General features: G+C 44.1%; 15 protein-coding genes and 1 pseudogene. 6 read left to right on the forward strand and 10 right to left on the reverse strand.

Annotation, left to right across the window (positions count from 1 at the left end):
* Positions 1-299 precede the first annotated feature (299 nt).
* From ybeY to HMPREF9145_RS13555, 5 genes are all read right to left on the reverse strand, one after another.
* A complete protein-coding gene (ybeY, locus tag HMPREF9145_RS10240) occupies positions 300-731 on the reverse strand; it encodes an rRNA maturation RNase YbeY (protein WP_021826368.1) in 432 nt (143 codons plus the stop codon).
* Positions 732-760: 29 nt separating this feature from the next.
* A complete protein-coding gene (gene coaD / locus HMPREF9145_RS10245; protein ID WP_021826317.1) occupies positions 761-1,225 on the reverse strand; it encodes a pantetheine-phosphate adenylyltransferase in 465 nt (154 codons plus the stop codon).
* Between the two features lie 436 nt (positions 1,226-1,661).
* On the reverse strand, positions 1,662-4,292 hold the full coding sequence (locus HMPREF9145_RS10250) for a thiol protease/hemagglutinin PrtT (protein WP_021826313.1): 2,631 nt from the start codon (positions 4,290-4,292) through the stop codon (positions 1,662-1,664).
* A gap of 329 nt (positions 4,293-4,621) precedes the next feature.
* Positions 4,622-4,882, reverse strand: coding sequence for a membrane protein (locus HMPREF9145_RS10255; RefSeq protein ID WP_007134868.1), 261 nt, complete (start codon positions 4,880-4,882; stop codon positions 4,622-4,624).
* 385 nt (positions 4,883-5,267) lie between these two features.
* Positions 5,268-5,411, reverse strand: a complete 144-nt coding sequence (locus tag HMPREF9145_RS13555) for a hypothetical protein (protein ID WP_021826400.1) — start codon at positions 5,409-5,411, stop codon at positions 5,268-5,270.
* A 69-nt stretch (positions 5,412-5,480) separates the two neighbouring features.
* Here HMPREF9145_RS13555 and HMPREF9145_RS10260 point away from each other — a divergent pair, with 69 nt between their 5' ends.
* Positions 5,481-6,767, forward strand: coding sequence for a Gfo/Idh/MocA family protein (locus HMPREF9145_RS10260; protein WP_036907413.1), 1,287 nt, complete (start codon positions 5,481-5,483; stop codon positions 6,765-6,767).
* A 407-nt stretch (positions 6,768-7,174) separates the two neighbouring features.
* Here the strand turns inward: HMPREF9145_RS10260 and HMPREF9145_RS10265 are convergent, their stop codons facing one another.
* Positions 7,175-7,681: a hypothetical protein gene (locus HMPREF9145_RS10265; protein WP_021826385.1), complete on the reverse strand. Its 507-nt coding sequence runs from the start codon at positions 7,679-7,681 to the stop codon at positions 7,175-7,177.
* A gap of 207 nt (positions 7,682-7,888) precedes the next feature.
* Between HMPREF9145_RS10265 and HMPREF9145_RS10270 the strand changes: the two genes are divergently transcribed.
* From HMPREF9145_RS10270 to HMPREF9145_RS10280, 3 genes are read left to right on the forward strand one after another with little or no spacing between them, the layout of a single operon-like run.
* Positions 7,889-8,788 (forward strand): helix-turn-helix transcriptional regulator, encoded by a 900-nt coding sequence (locus HMPREF9145_RS10270; RefSeq protein WP_021826384.1) that lies wholly within the window; start codon positions 7,889-7,891, stop codon positions 8,786-8,788.
* A gap of 6 nt (positions 8,789-8,794) precedes the next feature.
* Entirely contained in the window at positions 8,795-9,535 is a 741-nt protein-coding gene (locus HMPREF9145_RS10275; RefSeq protein ID WP_036907415.1) for a hypothetical protein, read from the forward strand.
* Complete coding sequence (locus tag HMPREF9145_RS10280) at positions 9,516-10,772, forward strand: MBL fold metallo-hydrolase RNA specificity domain-containing protein (protein WP_021826353.1); 1,257 nt, start codon at positions 9,516-9,518, stop codon at positions 10,770-10,772. The genes HMPREF9145_RS10275 and HMPREF9145_RS10280 overlap by 20 nt, the downstream gene beginning before the upstream one ends.
* 216 nt (positions 10,773-10,988) lie before the next feature.
* On the opposite strand, the pseudogene istB reads toward HMPREF9145_RS10280, so the two are convergent.
* From istB to HMPREF9145_RS14320, 3 genes and pseudogenes are all read right to left on the reverse strand, one after another.
* A pseudogene (gene istB / locus HMPREF9145_RS14275) lies at positions 10,989-11,722 on the reverse strand (IS21-like element helper ATPase IstB).
* A gap of 4 nt (positions 11,723-11,726) precedes the next feature.
* The gene (locus HMPREF9145_RS13825; RefSeq protein ID WP_021826284.1) at positions 11,727-12,311 is read right to left on the reverse strand and encodes a Mu transposase domain-containing protein; all 585 of its coding nucleotides are present in this window, start codon (positions 12,309-12,311) and stop codon (positions 11,727-11,729) included.
* Positions 12,265-12,948, reverse strand: a complete 684-nt coding sequence (locus HMPREF9145_RS14320; protein WP_021826319.1) for a hypothetical protein — start codon at positions 12,946-12,948, stop codon at positions 12,265-12,267. The genes HMPREF9145_RS13825 and HMPREF9145_RS14320 overlap by 47 nt, the downstream gene beginning before the upstream one ends.
* A gap of 285 nt (positions 12,949-13,233) precedes the next feature.
* On the opposite strand from HMPREF9145_RS14320, the gene HMPREF9145_RS14020 reads away from it, so the two are divergent.
* A complete protein-coding gene (locus tag HMPREF9145_RS14020; RefSeq protein WP_231369791.1) occupies positions 13,234-13,443 on the forward strand; it encodes a hypothetical protein in 210 nt (69 codons plus the stop codon).
* 133 nt (positions 13,444-13,576) lie between these two features.
* Entirely contained in the window at positions 13,577-14,383 is an 807-nt protein-coding gene (locus HMPREF9145_RS10305; RefSeq protein WP_021826294.1) for a BRO family protein, read from the forward strand.
* 194 nt (positions 14,384-14,577) lie between these two features.
* On the opposite strand, the gene HMPREF9145_RS10310 is transcribed toward HMPREF9145_RS10305, so the two are convergent.
* Entirely contained in the window at positions 14,578-15,720 is a 1,143-nt protein-coding gene (locus HMPREF9145_RS10310; RefSeq protein ID WP_231369792.1) for a phage head morphogenesis protein, read from the reverse strand.
* Positions 15,721-15,998 lie beyond the last annotated feature (278 nt).

A 15,998-nucleotide genomic window follows, 5' to 3' on the forward strand; every position in this document is an offset into this window, starting at 1 on the left:
TTAGACTATTAAGTACTCAACTTTGTAAATTGCAACAACCCGTGAGGGCAAATGTTATTTCATTTTTCGCATTCAAAAATTATTTGTTTAGAGAGTTATAATGAATCAGGTTCCATCATGATGATTTTGGTTTCAAAACCAAAAACTTCTGAAAGAGCAACATGATGGACATTATAAAAAATATGCGGCCTGTTGAAGGTCGCATATTTTTTGTTTTTAATGCTTGGTTGTGCTGAATGATAAGATGACAAGCCACAACACGCAGGCTCACTTCATTCAAACAAAAGTGTGTTTTCTTCTTATTGTTTTTCTTCTAAGGCTTTCAACATTGCCAAAGCTTTGTTTTCATTGGCCTCCATTATTTCGCGTTCACCCGGTCCTTTGTCGTTAATGCCACAAAGATGTAATATGCCATGGATGATGACACGATGGAGTTCGTCTTCATATTCCTTTCCAAACAATTCGGCATTCGACTTCACTGTGTCTATGCTTATCACGAGATCGCCACTCACAATGTCGTCTTCGTCATAGTCAAATGTAATGATGTCGGTGTAATAATCGTGGCCAAGATACTCGTTGTTCACCTGTAGTATCTTTGCATCGTCAACGAACATATAGCCTATATCGCCTACTTTTCGCCCATAGGTTGCTGCAACCTGCTTTATCCATCGGTTGATAATGCGTTTCTTTAGCTTAGGCATTGCGACGCCATCTGTGTTGTATGTAATCATAACATTGAACTTGTTTATCCTTATTTACCTTATTTTCGTTTTGGTTTTGCCACCCATTCGTCGGCATCTTTGCCAAAGAAGCGTAGCTCTCTCACCAAGGAACTGCTGATGCTTGATAGCGAAGGGTCGGCAAACAACAGTATGGTTTCAACACCACTCAACTGCCGATTGACGTCCGCTTGCTCGCGTTCATACTCATAATCCTTTACCGATCGCACGCCACGCACAATGAAATGTGCGCCTTCTCTGCGTGCCATGTCAACCGTAAGGTCGTCGTATGACTTCACCGTGACGCGCTCTTCGTCGGCATAAACGGCTTTAATGGCTGCCACACGTGCCTCAATTTCTTCACTCGTATGCTTGAGTTTGCTGACTGCAACGGCAATAACGAGGTGGTCGAATAGGGGGAGTGCTCGGTCAACAATGTTCTGATGACCGATTGTAAAGGGGTTAAATGTGCCCGTAAAGAGTGCTATCCGCTTTTCTTTTTCCATCATTTGCAAAATTAATATATTCTTACTTCAAATGCAAATGTTTTGGTTTGGAAATGAAAAGAAAGGCGAAGCCCCGGCCCTATAGCGAAAGAAGGAGAGGAAAACAAAGCCTCACCCCCGGCCCCTCTCCAAGGAGAGGGGAGTAGAATGCTTAGGAAATGGAGGGCAAAAAGGGCGCAACTTGGGGGCAAGCGTTGAGAAGGTGTGAAGCCATTCCATGGCTTCGATGCCATGATTTGCGCCAAATGGCGTGCTAATCTCCTTTATTTTACGCCGTGATTTGCGTCATTTTGTGCGATGAAATGCCGCAAATGGCGGTGATGTTCATAAGGAACAGGATAACACCTTGAAAGACAACAGCTTGCCGACAGGCTGACAACGGCGTTTGCTCTGCTTTTTCTTAGGTCACAAGACTGCCTTAGCGATGCCACGCCTGCTATCGAACCACCTTCGTAAAGCTGCCTTCCTGAGTCGTTATTTTCACGATATAGAGGCCACGCGGAAGGGCAATGGCAACGTGGTTTTGGCCTTTTATGACTTTGTTTGCTACCAGAATGCCGCTCGGATGATATACAGCGACGCGCTGCAATCCCTCTTGGCTCACCTCAAGCAGTCCGCCATTGAAGCGCACATCGGCTGCCTGCACCACCTCATCAATACCGTCTGGCCCATTATCAGGATATTGATTGTAAGGGCCATTGACGATAGACACGATGAAAGGCGCTACGTCTTCGGGCCAGAGGTCAATGACCTTATCGCCTTGTTTGCCTGTCAATGTAAGCCGATAGTCACGATTATTGATGATTTTTAGGTCGCTTGCACGCAACCATCCGCTCATGATTTGCAAGGTGTTTGCCTCATGGTTGAGGCTGATTGCATCCGGAATGGTCTTGAGATTGATGCTCCGTTTCCCCTCGTCATCTACAAGTTGCAGCATGATGGGGCCGGTATATTCGGCTTGTTCACGGCTGAAAGCGATACATCCAATCTTGAACAGCGGCGTTGTTCTCTGGTCAATTCTGTCTGCCGGAATACTTTCTCCCGAGTTATCCTGCACAATTCCCAAGACATTGCTAAACAAAATGTTGCGCTGGTCGCGTTGTTCTACGTTCACATGCGTAGGTGCTTGCATGTTGACGGAACGCACTATGCAAGTCTCTTGGGTATAGTCTTTGATGACACTAAGGCGCAATTCATAATCCCCCGGCGTGAGATGTTCAGGCAACGACAAAGGAAGCGTTATGCGCGTTGTGGCAAACATCTCAAAGTCTACACTCTTTTCGGTGGTGAAAGTGGCAGCCGGCTGGCCATCGCTACCGATAAATTCGAGGCTCACCACACCATCAAAAGGCAGTGCATTGAGTTTGCGCAGCATGACATGGGCCGTGTTCTTCGCACCCGAATAAAGGGGCTTGTCAAACGTTGGGGCAGCCATGAGCTGGAAAGTCGGGGCAGTTGACGGCATTTCGAGATAGGAAATGTGACCCGCTTCAACCTTAAACACGATGCGTGGTGCCTTTTTCAGCTTTGTCCATGAACCGAAATCACCCGACGCGTGGCGTTCGCAGGCAACGGCAGAAAGCGTATATTGTCCGTCGGCAAGACCCGAAAGTTTGAGTGGAATCGTCACATCCCCGTTGATAAGTGCGCTGGGTGACATCTTGCCTCCATAGTCGGCAAAGCGCGAAACGGTGTATCCGCCAGCCTCATGAAAGGTTGATGGGCAGATGCGCACAGGCGAATCGTCGGCCGAGAAAATGCCAATGCCGAGGTCACCACAAAAGGGTTGGCTGCTTTGATTTGTGAAATGATTAATCGTAATATGGGCTTCGGTGCCCGTAGTTGTGGGAGGTGTCTCCGTGAAGTGCATGTCTCCTTCGATGGTAAAGGCTAAGTTTGGCGCATTTTCACGCAGTTGTTCGTCAATGGGAGGTGTGCCTTGACGATTTGGATGCACTGCCATGACCATGAGTTGTCTGTTGAACGCCAATGGTCTCCCATTGAATTCTTTTCCTGAAGTGCTGAGGCTGAGCGCCGAAAGTGAATAAAATCCGTCGGCCTGTCCATCCCAACCGAAGTTCATGTGCACCATTCCGTTGCGGTCAAAGCCGTCTGCTACCCACGCGTGTCCAGCTGCATTATTCTTTGAATTGCCAGAGATATAGAGCGGAAAGCCTTTCCGTAGCTCGCTCTGTACAATCTCCAAGAAGTGTGAAGTGCCTTCATCCTGCTTCGTAATCATGGCTACATCATAGTCGAAATGATTGCGAAAGGCTTGCGCTGCAGCATAGTTTGAGGCACTGCTTGCACCAGAGGTGTATTGCATAAATACCGAAATGCCGACATCACTCATGAGTTTTGCAACGGCATTGGCCTGTTGTTGTGTGTAAGACACGTGCAGATAGTCGGGCAACATCTGTTTCCAAGCATATTCAGACGCCGCAAAGTTGGCCGTGCGTTGCGTGTGATCAAAGGCCACAGTATAAGAGTTCTCCCCCTGACCGCGCTTAGGCCATTGATGAAAATACATGAGTTGAGCCATTGCAGTGGCTACACATCCCGTGACATATTGGGTCTGTTGGTTGTAGGGTTCACCCTGTCCCCAGTGTGATTTCAGCAGTGGCGCAACTTCATCTGTTTGAGATGAGGCGACGAGGGCACGCGACTTTGTTTGTGGATATTGTTGAAGGGCGCGATAGACTTCGCGATATTGTTGTAACAAAAACCGCGCTTCAGGATTCAGTTTGGTGGTATCGAGCGAACCTTTTGTGCTGTAAGCTAACACCTCGCCCATAACATCATCGGCCGAAACGATGACAAAGCCCTGCCCACGCTTGTCGTTATAGAGATAAAAAGGGGTGGAAGCAGCCGCAGAGGTAGCGCGAGTTGCGCGTGACTTTTGCGCCACAACAGCGGGAGTAATGTATCGTTTGGCAATCTCCAATGCCTTGTTTGGCGTAATTTCTTTGGCGAAACCATAGGCAGAAGAGCATAGCAATGCAAATAAAAGAGCCGTGAAACGAGGCGTTTGTCGAGGCTCAACGAAGGCTTTCAAGCGTCTTAGCATGATGTGTTGTTATATTTTTTTTCGTCCGTTATAATGAAGTATCACTGCAAAGATAGGTCTTTCTTTTGACAAAGCCTCATGTAAACGTTTGTTTTTCAGTCTCTTTTAGAAGATAACCGAAAGGAAATGGTCAGAAAACGGCTCGTTTTGACTGAGTGGATAGGGCCGAATAGCACAACAGCCACACTGACTGAGCAGCGGCGAGTGGGCGAGATGAGCCTGTAAACTCATTCAAACAAATGTCCCTCAACAAAGCAGTCATTGTGCCTGTCGAGGGACTTCGTACATAGATTTTATGCTATTTTTCGTCTAATTTCTTTCCGCTTGGCTTACAAAGAGGTGAAAGCGGTGATCAAACCAAAGATAATACCCGGTGCATTTGCTAAGGCAAGAGCCCAATCGCGCTTCTCTTTGAAGAGACCATATCCAACCCACAATGTGCAGTTTATGGCCGCCATAAATGGTTGAATGAAGGCACCTTTCTGACCATGGAGGTTGTTATCAATCTGGGCGATATAGAAAATATACATCAAAACCGATGTCGCCATACCCACCCAACCTAAGTTTGTGAAGAACTTTTCTTTTGTCATAGTCTTTAAACTTTAATGAATTATTCGGCAACGGGTTATTGCTAACACCGCAGCCCTTGTGCTTATAAAAATAAAAATGTTATCAATTTCTCCCGAATATATCCTTTGCTGCTGATAGAAACGAACGCATTGTTGCTGCATTCTGTTTTGCGTTAGCAGTCGACAACCTACTCTTTGCGTGATGTGGTGCGTTGCTTGTGCATCTCTTCAAACTTGAATCTGTTTGCGCTTAGAATTGAAGCTCGTTAATCAGCGATGCGGAGTGCGCGCCTTTCAGCTTGTGGCTGAATGTTGATTCCATTGAAATTGCGTATAAATCAACTCATCTTCACATCGCAAAATTACGAAATATATCTTGAATACTGCAAACGATGAGCGATATATTTCATATTAATCTTTGTCGGCTTACTTTTACTTTACGTTTCACATCGTGGCTTGTCGTTCGGCCATTGCCAATCTTCTCTTTCTTGTTCTCCTCTCCCTTTCTCCCTCTTTCAATAGGCAGAATCGCAGCCTTTTCGGCATTCATTTCATCCGTTCGCCTTTCTTCTTCTCACTTTTTTGGGTATATTTGCACAGCAATTAAAACAAAATCACAATCGAAATGACATCTACGGTACAACCAATAGAGACTTTCACCCCAGTTCGCGCAGCTAATCAGCGCGATGTTCTCTCGCTAACGCTTCCGCCATTGCGCCTGTTGCGTGTGGCCTTTGTGGGCGTTGGCGCTCGTGGTCGGCAAGCGGTGATGCGCTGGTGTCACATCCCCGGCGTTGAAATCGTGGCAGTTTGCGACAGCGTTAAGTCTACTGCAGAGGAAGTTTCGAGGCAAGTTGCACAATTAGGCAAGCCGCGCCCCGCTGTCTTTAGTGGCGAATCAGCCTACATCAAATTGTGCCAACTGCCCGCCGTTAATCTCATCTATATCTGCACAGACTGGCTTTCGCATGCGCCGATTGCCGTCCATGCCATGCAAAACAGAAAGAATGTGGCCGTTGAAGTGCCTGCTGCGCTCTCCTTAAAAGATATCTGGCAGCTGATAGACACAGCCGAACGCACGCAACAACATTGTATGATGTTGGAAAACACCGTGTATGATGATTTTGAAATGGCGGTCGAGAAAATGGCTAAAAAAGGCCTGTTTGGTGAACTGATTCATGCGGAAGGCGGCTACGCGCACCCCATTGGAGACCGTTGGACGCCGTGGCGCATGGCTTATGCCCAGCAAAATAGTGGCGATGTTTATCCCACACACAGCATCGGACCAGCTTGTAAACTTCTAAACATGCATAAAACCGACCGCATGCACTATCTTACATCGATGCAGACGGATGCCTTCATAGGAACACAAATTTATCAAAAGGTGATGCAGACACCTTGCAGTTTCTTTGCCAATGGTGACCAAACGTCAACGACGATACGCACATTGAAAGGAAAAACTATTCTTATCCAGCACAATGTGATGAGCCCACGCCCATATAACCGTATGTTCCAGGTTATCGGAACGCAGGGTTACGCAGCCAAATATCCAACTCCGGAAATTATGCTCAGTCGCGAATCGGCCGCTAAAGTGGGCATAGACATTGATGAGAATAGTGTGTTGTTGAGTGCTTCGCAGATAGAAACGTTGCTCCATAGCTACGCTCCCGACTTTCGTCCCGAGACAATAAACTTAGCCAAGCAACTTGATCCACGTGGGGGCATGTCTTATTTCATGGATTTGCGATTGGCTCATTGTCTGCAACAGGGACTTCCCTTAGATATGGATGTTTATGATTTGGCGGAATGGTGTAGCATCGCAGAACTCTCAAAACTTTCTATCGAACACGGCTCAATGCCTGTATTGATTCCCGATTTCACGCGTGGCGCAAGCTTCGTCAGATAAAAACCACGCATTTAAAACTTATCCTCCCGTAAACAATTAAAACGACTTTACGTTTGCATTAGTAGCGCAAGCTGAGCCTCTCTATCGTTATTTTTAACTCTTTCGGCCGTGGCCGAAACTCAGAATTGCGCGATATTTATATTTTCGGCCATGGCCGAAACTCTCTTTTTAGCGTTTTTCTTTCTTCGGCCGCGGCCGAAATTCCCTTTCATGCACATTTCACCTTTTCGGCCACAGCCGAAACTTCTTTTTCAGCTTATTCCCATCTTCGGCCATGGCCGAAAATGATTTTCCCTCGAAATGCGAACATCCGTCGAAGCATATCATTGTCAAGAAGAATCTCAGGCTCAACCATCGCTGGAAACGATAAGGCGAGCATTCGCCTAGCCTTCTCTCAGCTATTTTGTCTACGTGCGTGTTCTTTCTATGATTATAAATAACCGTTTGAACTTGACCACAGGTCGGCCAAGGTAGGTGGAAGTATTATAGTCGTTAGCTTTTGCCCATTCAGCCACTGCGTTTCGAGATTCCTCTGGATAATAAAGTGTCAGAAGCTTCTTGTTGATTTGATCTTGCCAGTTCACAACAGGCATCTGCATATCATCCAATACAGGTATCTTGGAAATGCCGAGGGCTATTGCTACTATGCTGGTACAGAAGTCGCCTTTTTCCAATGCTGGCTCTACATTCAGCTCTTTTCTTACACCTTCTACAAGATTTTTTATGCCAAGGATATCATCGGTGAGATCTAATTCTTCAATAACATTTATTTCTGCATCTGCAAGCCGATGGAACATATCGGTATCCTTACACCCTATTTGTTTGAGTCCAATGTGTGTTTGAAATCTGATAGACTCAACGGCTCCCTTCTTAGAAAGCTCATTCTTGCGATTCTGTTTTCTTTTCTTTGTCATAACTTATCTATTTTAGAATTTGGATATAAAATTATCATCAGAGTATGCAAAAGCGCTGCATAGAATAAAAGAAATAATAGGTTTTATAAAAATTTTAAGAGGTATGCAGTGATGTTGCAGATACGATGAGTATCTTTGCATTGTAGTCTACGGACAAAGTTCCACTACTCATCATACTATATAATACGAATAAGGAATGAAATAAAGATGATCAGCAAGACATTTAACCGATACATCTGGCTTCTTAATACGTTGCTGCAACAGCGACGACTTACCTTTGAAGAGATAAGCTATCGATGGAAAGACAGTTATCTTGGCGATGGAAAGCCCCTTGCTCTGCGTACATTTCATGTACACAGGGAGGCAATAGCGGAATTATTTGGGGTTGAGGTGAAATGTGATTCCGCTACATACGAATATTACATCTCATCACCGAATGAGTTGCGAAGTGACAGAACCCGCCAGTGGTTGCTCAACTCCTTCACTATATCTAATATGATTGAGGCTGGTCGCAATATGAAAGACAGGATTCTGTTTGAGGATATCCCTCATGGAACAGAATACCTCCAGACGGTCATTGATGCTATGCAGCGAGGAAAAGAATTGCAGATAATCTATCAGCCTTTTGACGGGCAGCGTGTAACCTACCATCTTCAACCTTATGCTATGAAGGTCTATAACCAAAGATGGTACATTACCGGCTATCTGAACGAGCACGAAGGCCTCCGTAACGTTGCTCTTGACCGAACGGTCGAAATGGAACTGACGGATAAATCCTTTGTGGTGACAAAGGATTTTGACGCAGAGGAATACTATGCCAATACGGTTGGCATCTTTGTGAATGAAGACCTGAAGCCTCAGAAAGTTGTTCTGCGAGTATACGGAGTGCATGTTGAATATATACGCTCGCTTCCACTTCATTCCTCTCAAGAGGAAATCAAGACCAGCGATGGGGAGTATAGTGACTTCCAGTATTGGCTTTGTCTTACGTCAGAACTGGCCACAAAGATATTGTCAATGAGTGAAAAGGTGGAGGTGCTCAAACCTCATGGTTTGCGGGTTGAGATAAAAAGAAGATTAGAAGAATGTTTAACAAGATATAGATAATTGAACATGGAAATTATTGGTTATTCAGAAAGAGGGGCAATGAATGCTCTGTTCTATGGTATTGCTTTGAATAGGGACGAGAAGGCAGTAAATGCAGCAATGAATGTATTTCTGAGAATGGCAGGCGAAACAGAAACATTTCATAACTTCAAACTGTATTCTGAATTCTCTTTGTCAGGATTCGGTAACCTAGATTTTGTCATCACGGCCGAGAACCAATTGGGTGAGACCATTGTCTTTTTCATTGAAGCAAAAGCAAGTGCCCGTAAACGTTACAATCTAAAAGAAGAAGAATGTCGCCATGAAGAATACATCAAAGATCATACGAAATATGCTGTTGGTCATTCCTCAAATTTGTTCTTTCAACTCAAAGAAAAGTTTCTTTTGTTGAAGTATGGCCCGAACAATAATTCAAGAATAAAAATCATTGACCGCCGAAGAAAACTTGGAGGCAATGAAATTGTGTGCAAGTTTTACAAAGACATAAAGTCTGATTGGCAGAACAGCAGATACATTGCTGTCATCCCAAAGCAAGAGGATTACCAAGAAAACCCGGTGTCTATGGCATTCAAAAATGGAGATGACAGCTGTGAATTTGATATACATCTTATATATTGGGAAGACATTAAGGAAAATGATATTCTGAAGGGCTATGTTGTACCTACACTTGATTATAATGAAGCAAAGAAATCACAAATCTTAAACAACCATAGGAAAGGAGATAAACGTGAACATCAAAGTGCATAGAGGTCTTAATCAGATTGGTGGTTGCATCACTGAAATATGGACAAATACATCCAGAGTCTTCATCGATTTTGGGCAGAATCTTCCAGGTAATGGTGAATCAACAACTTCAGAGCAAGACTTTAGCATGGTCACTGGTATTATTGATAAAAACATGAAAGAACACGAAGCTGTGTTCTACACCCATGCCCACGAAGATCATGTTGGCTTGTTCTGGTATATCCCTATTGATCAGTATATTGGAGAAGGAAGCAAAGAATTGCTACTGATTAAGTACAAGATACTCGAAGAGGCCATTAAAAAAGAGAAAGAACAGTACAGCCAGCAGCCAGAACGTGATTTTCACAAGGGAATCATGCTTGAAATGAAATATGTCTCTGCAGTTGCTCATGCAGATGAAGTGAAGGAATTTAAAACATGGACGCGAGCAGAAGCAAAGAAGGTTCCTGCATCCATAACAATAGGTGACATAAAGGTTACTCCGTTCTATAATTGTCATAGCATTTATGATTCCTACATGTTTCTTATAGAGGCTGATGGCAAACGCATCTGGCACACAGGAGACTATCGCGAGCACGGCTATCTGGGCAAAGGACTTTTCCCGACACTGAAGAAATATGCCACAAATATCGACGTGCTAATCACTGAAGGCACGATGCTGAAGCGTGAGGGCAGATGTATCCATGAACGTGAGGTGTCAAGGAAGATGGCAAGCGTGATGCAGGCATTCAAATACGTCTTTGTCTTGGCATCAGCTACAGATATAGAACGACTGGCAGCAATAAAAGGAGCAGCAATAAGCGCACAGAAGCCTTTGTGCATCTGGTCTTTGTTCATGAAAAGAACGATGGAACTCTTTACGGAAAGGGAAGCAAAACGCTCGCGAGGTTTGTTTTCCTTTAACCCTCTGTTTTATAGTGAAAGACTTTACGGCAAGTTGAAGCGCAGGGGCTTTACCATGATTGTTGGAACATCACAAATAGATAGAGTCAAAGGCCTTATCGGCAAACTTCCGCAGGAGGAGACCTTGTTGATATTCTCATCTTGGGATGGATATTACAAGATTCCTGAACAAGTGAAAGCCAACCCGAAATACAAGGAGTTTCGTGAACTGTTCCGCAATGTTGTGGATATTCACACCTCTGGTCATGCGGACAAAACAACAATAAAGAAGGTTATAGAAACTATCAAACCCAAGAAGCTTATCTGCATTCATAAAGAGGCAGGTGCTAAACTATAAGTATATATTGGAAAAAATCATTGAAACTTTCCCCATGTAATCTTCGAAACTAACCCTATGTAGTTATTTTATAACTTTTGTTATTAGCGTTCATCTTTTCTGGCTTCTCAATCGTATCTTCTTTTGCCAGTTATTACTATTGTTTATTTTGCAAAAATAGATATAATATATTTACATTGCAAGTGATTTCTCACTTTCTTTTGTTTTCCTTTTCTTTCATATATTTTTTCTTTTCCTCATAGATTCTCCTTTCAATTGAATTTTAATTGCCCCATGTATGATTCTGTCCATGATGGCATCAGCTACGGTTTGGTCTGCTATGGCTTCGTACTATGCTCCTATAGGTATTTGTGATGCGATGATGGTTGATTTCTTCCCATGTCTGTCTTCTATTATATCCATGAGCAGATTTCTTGCTGCAGTATCTAAAGGTTGTAGTCCGAAATCATCGAGAATGAGTAGTTCTGTACGTTCTATTTTCTTGAGTTCCTGCAAGATGCTACCCTTGGCTTTTGCTACTTTTAATTTTGCCATTAGCTTTGCTGTATTTGCATACAGCACCTTGTGCTCTTTCTGGCATGCCCTATATCCAAGTGCTGTAGCAATGTAGCTTTTCCCTGTTCCTGTACTGCCCACTATGAACAGATTTCTCCCTTCGCTCATGAAACCAAGGTCAGCCAATCGTTGCATCAAGTTGCGATCCAACTCTCTCTACATCGGTAATCTATATGCTCCAAGGAAGCTTCATATCTAAAGCCTGCAGCCTTGACAAGTCTTTCGATAGTTCGGTTGCATCTACCGTCCCACTCATTGGTAATAAGCCATGAGGTAAACTCATCGTTGGTCATTTTATCAAGTGTAAAATTCTCTTGTGAAGCCTTGAAGGCCGCATGCATTCCCAGCAGGCGCATATGCTGCATCCGACAGAGTGTTTCTTCATTCATTGACATTATCTTATCTGTTTAATTCTTGTTCGTAATACTCTTTCCTTCTTATGTTCTCATGTTGAGGAGTTAGTTCTAACTCTCTTTCTTCCACCAACTCTATCCTGTCAAGTCCTTTGGTAAGAATATTGGCCATTGACAGATAGTTGTATACACCAAGTTTATGGGCATATTTACAGGGAGCAATGAGTCTGTCTTTTCCAACTTTATTCTCAAATGATAATATACCTTTACAAGACTTGCAAGCTGCAAGCAAGGATTTCTTTCGTTCTATAACGATTTGGAGGAAATCTTCTACAACAGGATCTATCTCCTTGGCTCGTTTGAGATAAGGCGTAGGATCTTCCTCCAAATATAGCCGATGAGCTGCCGGAAGATGCTCCTTGATAGTTGTAAATCCAAAACCCTGATAATTTCTTATATGCTGAGCTATGAGTCTGTAGTATTGATATATCTCAACATGTTGGGAGGTGTAAAACACGGTTACTTTCTTTCCCACATAAGTGTGGGGTACGCTATAATAATGTCCCAGCAGACGTACATGCCCATTACTCTGAACCGTTAATTTCCATATCTTTGCAACAACTAATTCCAAACCATTCGGGAAATAACTTTCGCCATGCGCGGAAACTCCAAACCATTTGGGACATGACTTTCGCCATGCGCGGAAACTCCAAACCATTCGGGAAACGACTTTCGCCATGCGCGGAAACTCCAAACCATTTGGGAAACGACTTTCGCCATGCGCGGAAATGCCAAACCTTTTGCGGAATGATTTGCGGGAAGCCCGCAAGCATCAAGACCTTTAAAAAGTTATTTGCGGGAGGCCCGCAAGCAACAAAACCTTTAAAAAGTGATTTGTGGGAGGCCATATAGGCGCGCAAGAAACGATTGAAACTATAATAGGAATACCCTTGTGGATAACATTTAATATACTCCGAGTAGAGTGTTTTTCTTGTTACACCACGCTTTCGGAGGCGTTTGGCATAGTCGGGAAGTAGAGCCGAGAGCGCATCTAATCGGGGACTGTGATGAGCTGTTGGAGCAAGTCCAAAGAAATCAAAAAGCATGGTATCATCCTTACAAAGAAGTTCTTTTAAGGATAAACTATTTTCATTAAAAATACGAAGATACTTCCTGATAGTTGTACGGGAAATACCAAGTGTGGTAGATATGGAACGTGAGCCATATCCTGAGCCGTAAAGGCCGAATACTTGACGAAGTTTAATCATCTTAATGGAATGGTTAGGTATAGTTATCTGCGAATTATTTAGTTAAAAACAAATTACAGATAAAGATACTACTTTTACACCAAAAAGATAAACTCAAAAACAAAATAAAACAAGACCACATTAAATGATTCTATAGGACCACTTTGCACGATTACAACAGGGTGGAACCATAACGTGGAGTTCATTGAGCAGGAGGACAGTTGGGCACGTCCTGCCGCGTTCGTCGAGTTTGGCCCGATTACGTGGCAACCCTACGTGGGTGGTGGCTATCGTGGTGAAAGCAGCGTGCGGCTACACTTCGTAACCGACGACTGGTTGGAGGGTGGACAAGAAGTCGCGTGGGCTTTGATTGCCCAAATTCGCACAGCCATGGACGGCGTAGAGAGTGACAGCTTCCACGGCCTGCGGCTCACAGAAACCATCACCAACCACAACCACGAGGATATCCTTGAGAGTATCGAGGTGTTTTCAGTGAAGATAGTAAGTCATTATTGATTGCATGACTCTTAATAGGTAGAAAGTCGAAACCCCTTGTGGTTTCGACTTTTTTTTATCCTTATATCTAAAAACTTGCTACATTTCCAAAAACTTACTATATTTGTAGGCGTTCAATAAATAAACAATGGATATGGAAAATTTACCCAAAATAACAGACTTGTCTTTTGAAGACTTCAAAAATCAAAATGGAATCACCTATTGGTGGGCATCTGAATTCATGCTTATGCTTGGTTATTCCGAGATGAGCTCATTCAAGAAAGTATTAGACCGCGCAACTAAGGCTTTCATTTCTTTGAATATTGAACATCTTGACAACATCATTCGGGTAACTCGGGAGATAAATGGACTGCCTCAAATAGATTATAAACTAACTCGGTTTGCCTGCTATCTAATAGCTATGAATGGTGACCCTAAGAAACCAGAAGTGGCTATGGTTCAGGCGTATTTTGCCACACAAACACGTCAGTTTGAACTTTATATCGAAAAGCAATCAGATATTGAACGGCTTCTGATGCGCGACGAGATAAAAGAAGGTAACAAATCTTTGAGTTCTGTGGCGCATCAAGCTGGTGTGAAAGACTATGCTAAGTTCACAAATGCAGGCTATCGTGGTATGTATAATATGCTGAATGTGCAACTGGCGCGCAAGCGTGGCGTTGATAAAAGCAAACTCTTTGAGACGATGGGCAGAACAGAATTGGCAGCAAACCTGTTTAGAATTACTCAGACCGAGGAGCGTATAAAGTCACAATCCATTCATGGGCAGGCTGAGTTGGAAGGAACTCATTTCGAAGTTGGTCGGGAGGTACGCGATATTATTATAAAGAATACAGGTAGAAAGCCGGAACAACTTCCTCAAGAACGGCAAATACCAGAGGTAAAGAAAGTATTGAAATCGGAGTTCAGAGAAATGAAGAAGATAGATAAAAAGAAATAGTCAATAAAAAGCGAAAATAATCCGTTACTTCTGTTGGAGGTAACGGATTTCTTTTGTATATTTGCAGCAGATAAAGCACTGACGGAATGGCACCCTGGCATTTGAGTCCTAACCGCCGCCCTCGGTAAAACCATACAGACGCATTGGGAATGATGACCTGGCATTTGAGTCCTAACTATCGCCCAATGCGCTTTTTATATATCATTTATGGAATATAGGAAATATGTTGTACGGACAAAGCCATTGTCTTTCCTATCAGCTTTTCTTGCCACGTTTAGCCTTATTTTCTTACCTCTTATCTCTCCTTCGAAATAATAAAAATGGTCAACGCCATCAGTTCTCTTATGTGTCAAAGGTGAGGAGCCTATAAAGGTAGCTTGGTGCAACACCTTATCCAATGAGGCTAAATCCTCTTTCTCCAGTACCTTTGACCTGCCGAACGTGTCGGAGAAGAGGTGCTTGTTGCCGTAGGTAGAGAAACCTACTTTAATTGTTCCACCTTCTATCGGCTTTTCATGCTTCACCTTAAGCAGCGGTTCCATTTCGTGCAAGTAATGTATGCGCTCAATGGCCCGCTCCAATTTTGTCTTATCCCCATAGCATTGTCTTACCAACCGGCACGTAGCACACAACTCATTATCGGGCACAAAGGCGAGAGTTGCTTTCCCCTTGGCAAGATCGCAGTCGTTGCAACGGCGTATGCTGTAGGGATTATAGTCAGGCATGGCCTTGCGCTGCTTGCCAGGATTGAAGCGGAACATGCCGCGCGTGTCGTTAGCCAAAGCCTCGGCCCCACGCCTGTAGGCTTCCTCGTGTGGTGTCTCGGGATATTTTGTCTTGCGCACCTGCACCACCGTGCAACGGCAGTTCCACCCGTTGGGCAGATAGTAGCTGTCCCAAAACGCATCGCTGAAAGGCAGCGTCGTGCCGTTGAGGGCAGCATGCTCGGGGCGCACATGATCGTCGCCCACCGTGCGGTATTGCAGGTTGTAACGGTCGCCGTCCTCGGCAAACGCCTCCCACTTCGCCGCCATCCCGGCCGAAGCATGTGCGAAGTTATATTCCGCCCGCAGGTAGTGCTCATTATAGGTTTTGTCCACCTTTTGAACGTCATTCAAGAAGCGTTCAAACGGTTTTTTATTACCCTGTTCATCGACCAAGGAAGGAAAGGCCTCATTCAGTTCATGAAAGGTTTTGAGCCCCGAGAAAACATAGGTGGAATGCTCCAAGCTATCGCGCATGGTGGCCGACATCTTCATTTGCTCAAAAGCACTGTTCAACACGTCGGCATGCGTTTCAATAAACGCCTGCGCCTCCTTGGAGGTGATGCTGTTCACACGCCGTTGTGCACACTTTGCAGCATATACTGCACGGCGTTCGCAGAAACTTGCAGGCAGCCTGTTTTTTGACTATTATTGCAACGCACGGCAAAACCTTGCCACTTAGCCCTCAAAAGTGGCCCACTTAGCCCTCGAAAGTGGCAAGTTTACGCCTCAAAAGTGGCAAGGTAACAGTTGACAAGTAGGCAACTTGTTTTTGCTAATTGTTTTTAATGGCATAGATAGAATAAATGATAATCCGAAAGAAAAAGAACAGATTTAATTACGAATTTTGG

The sequence above is a fragment of the Segatella salivae F0493 genome (assembly GCF_000477535.1).
Classification (GTDB): domain Bacteria; phylum Bacteroidota; class Bacteroidia; order Bacteroidales; family Bacteroidaceae; genus Prevotella; species Prevotella salivae.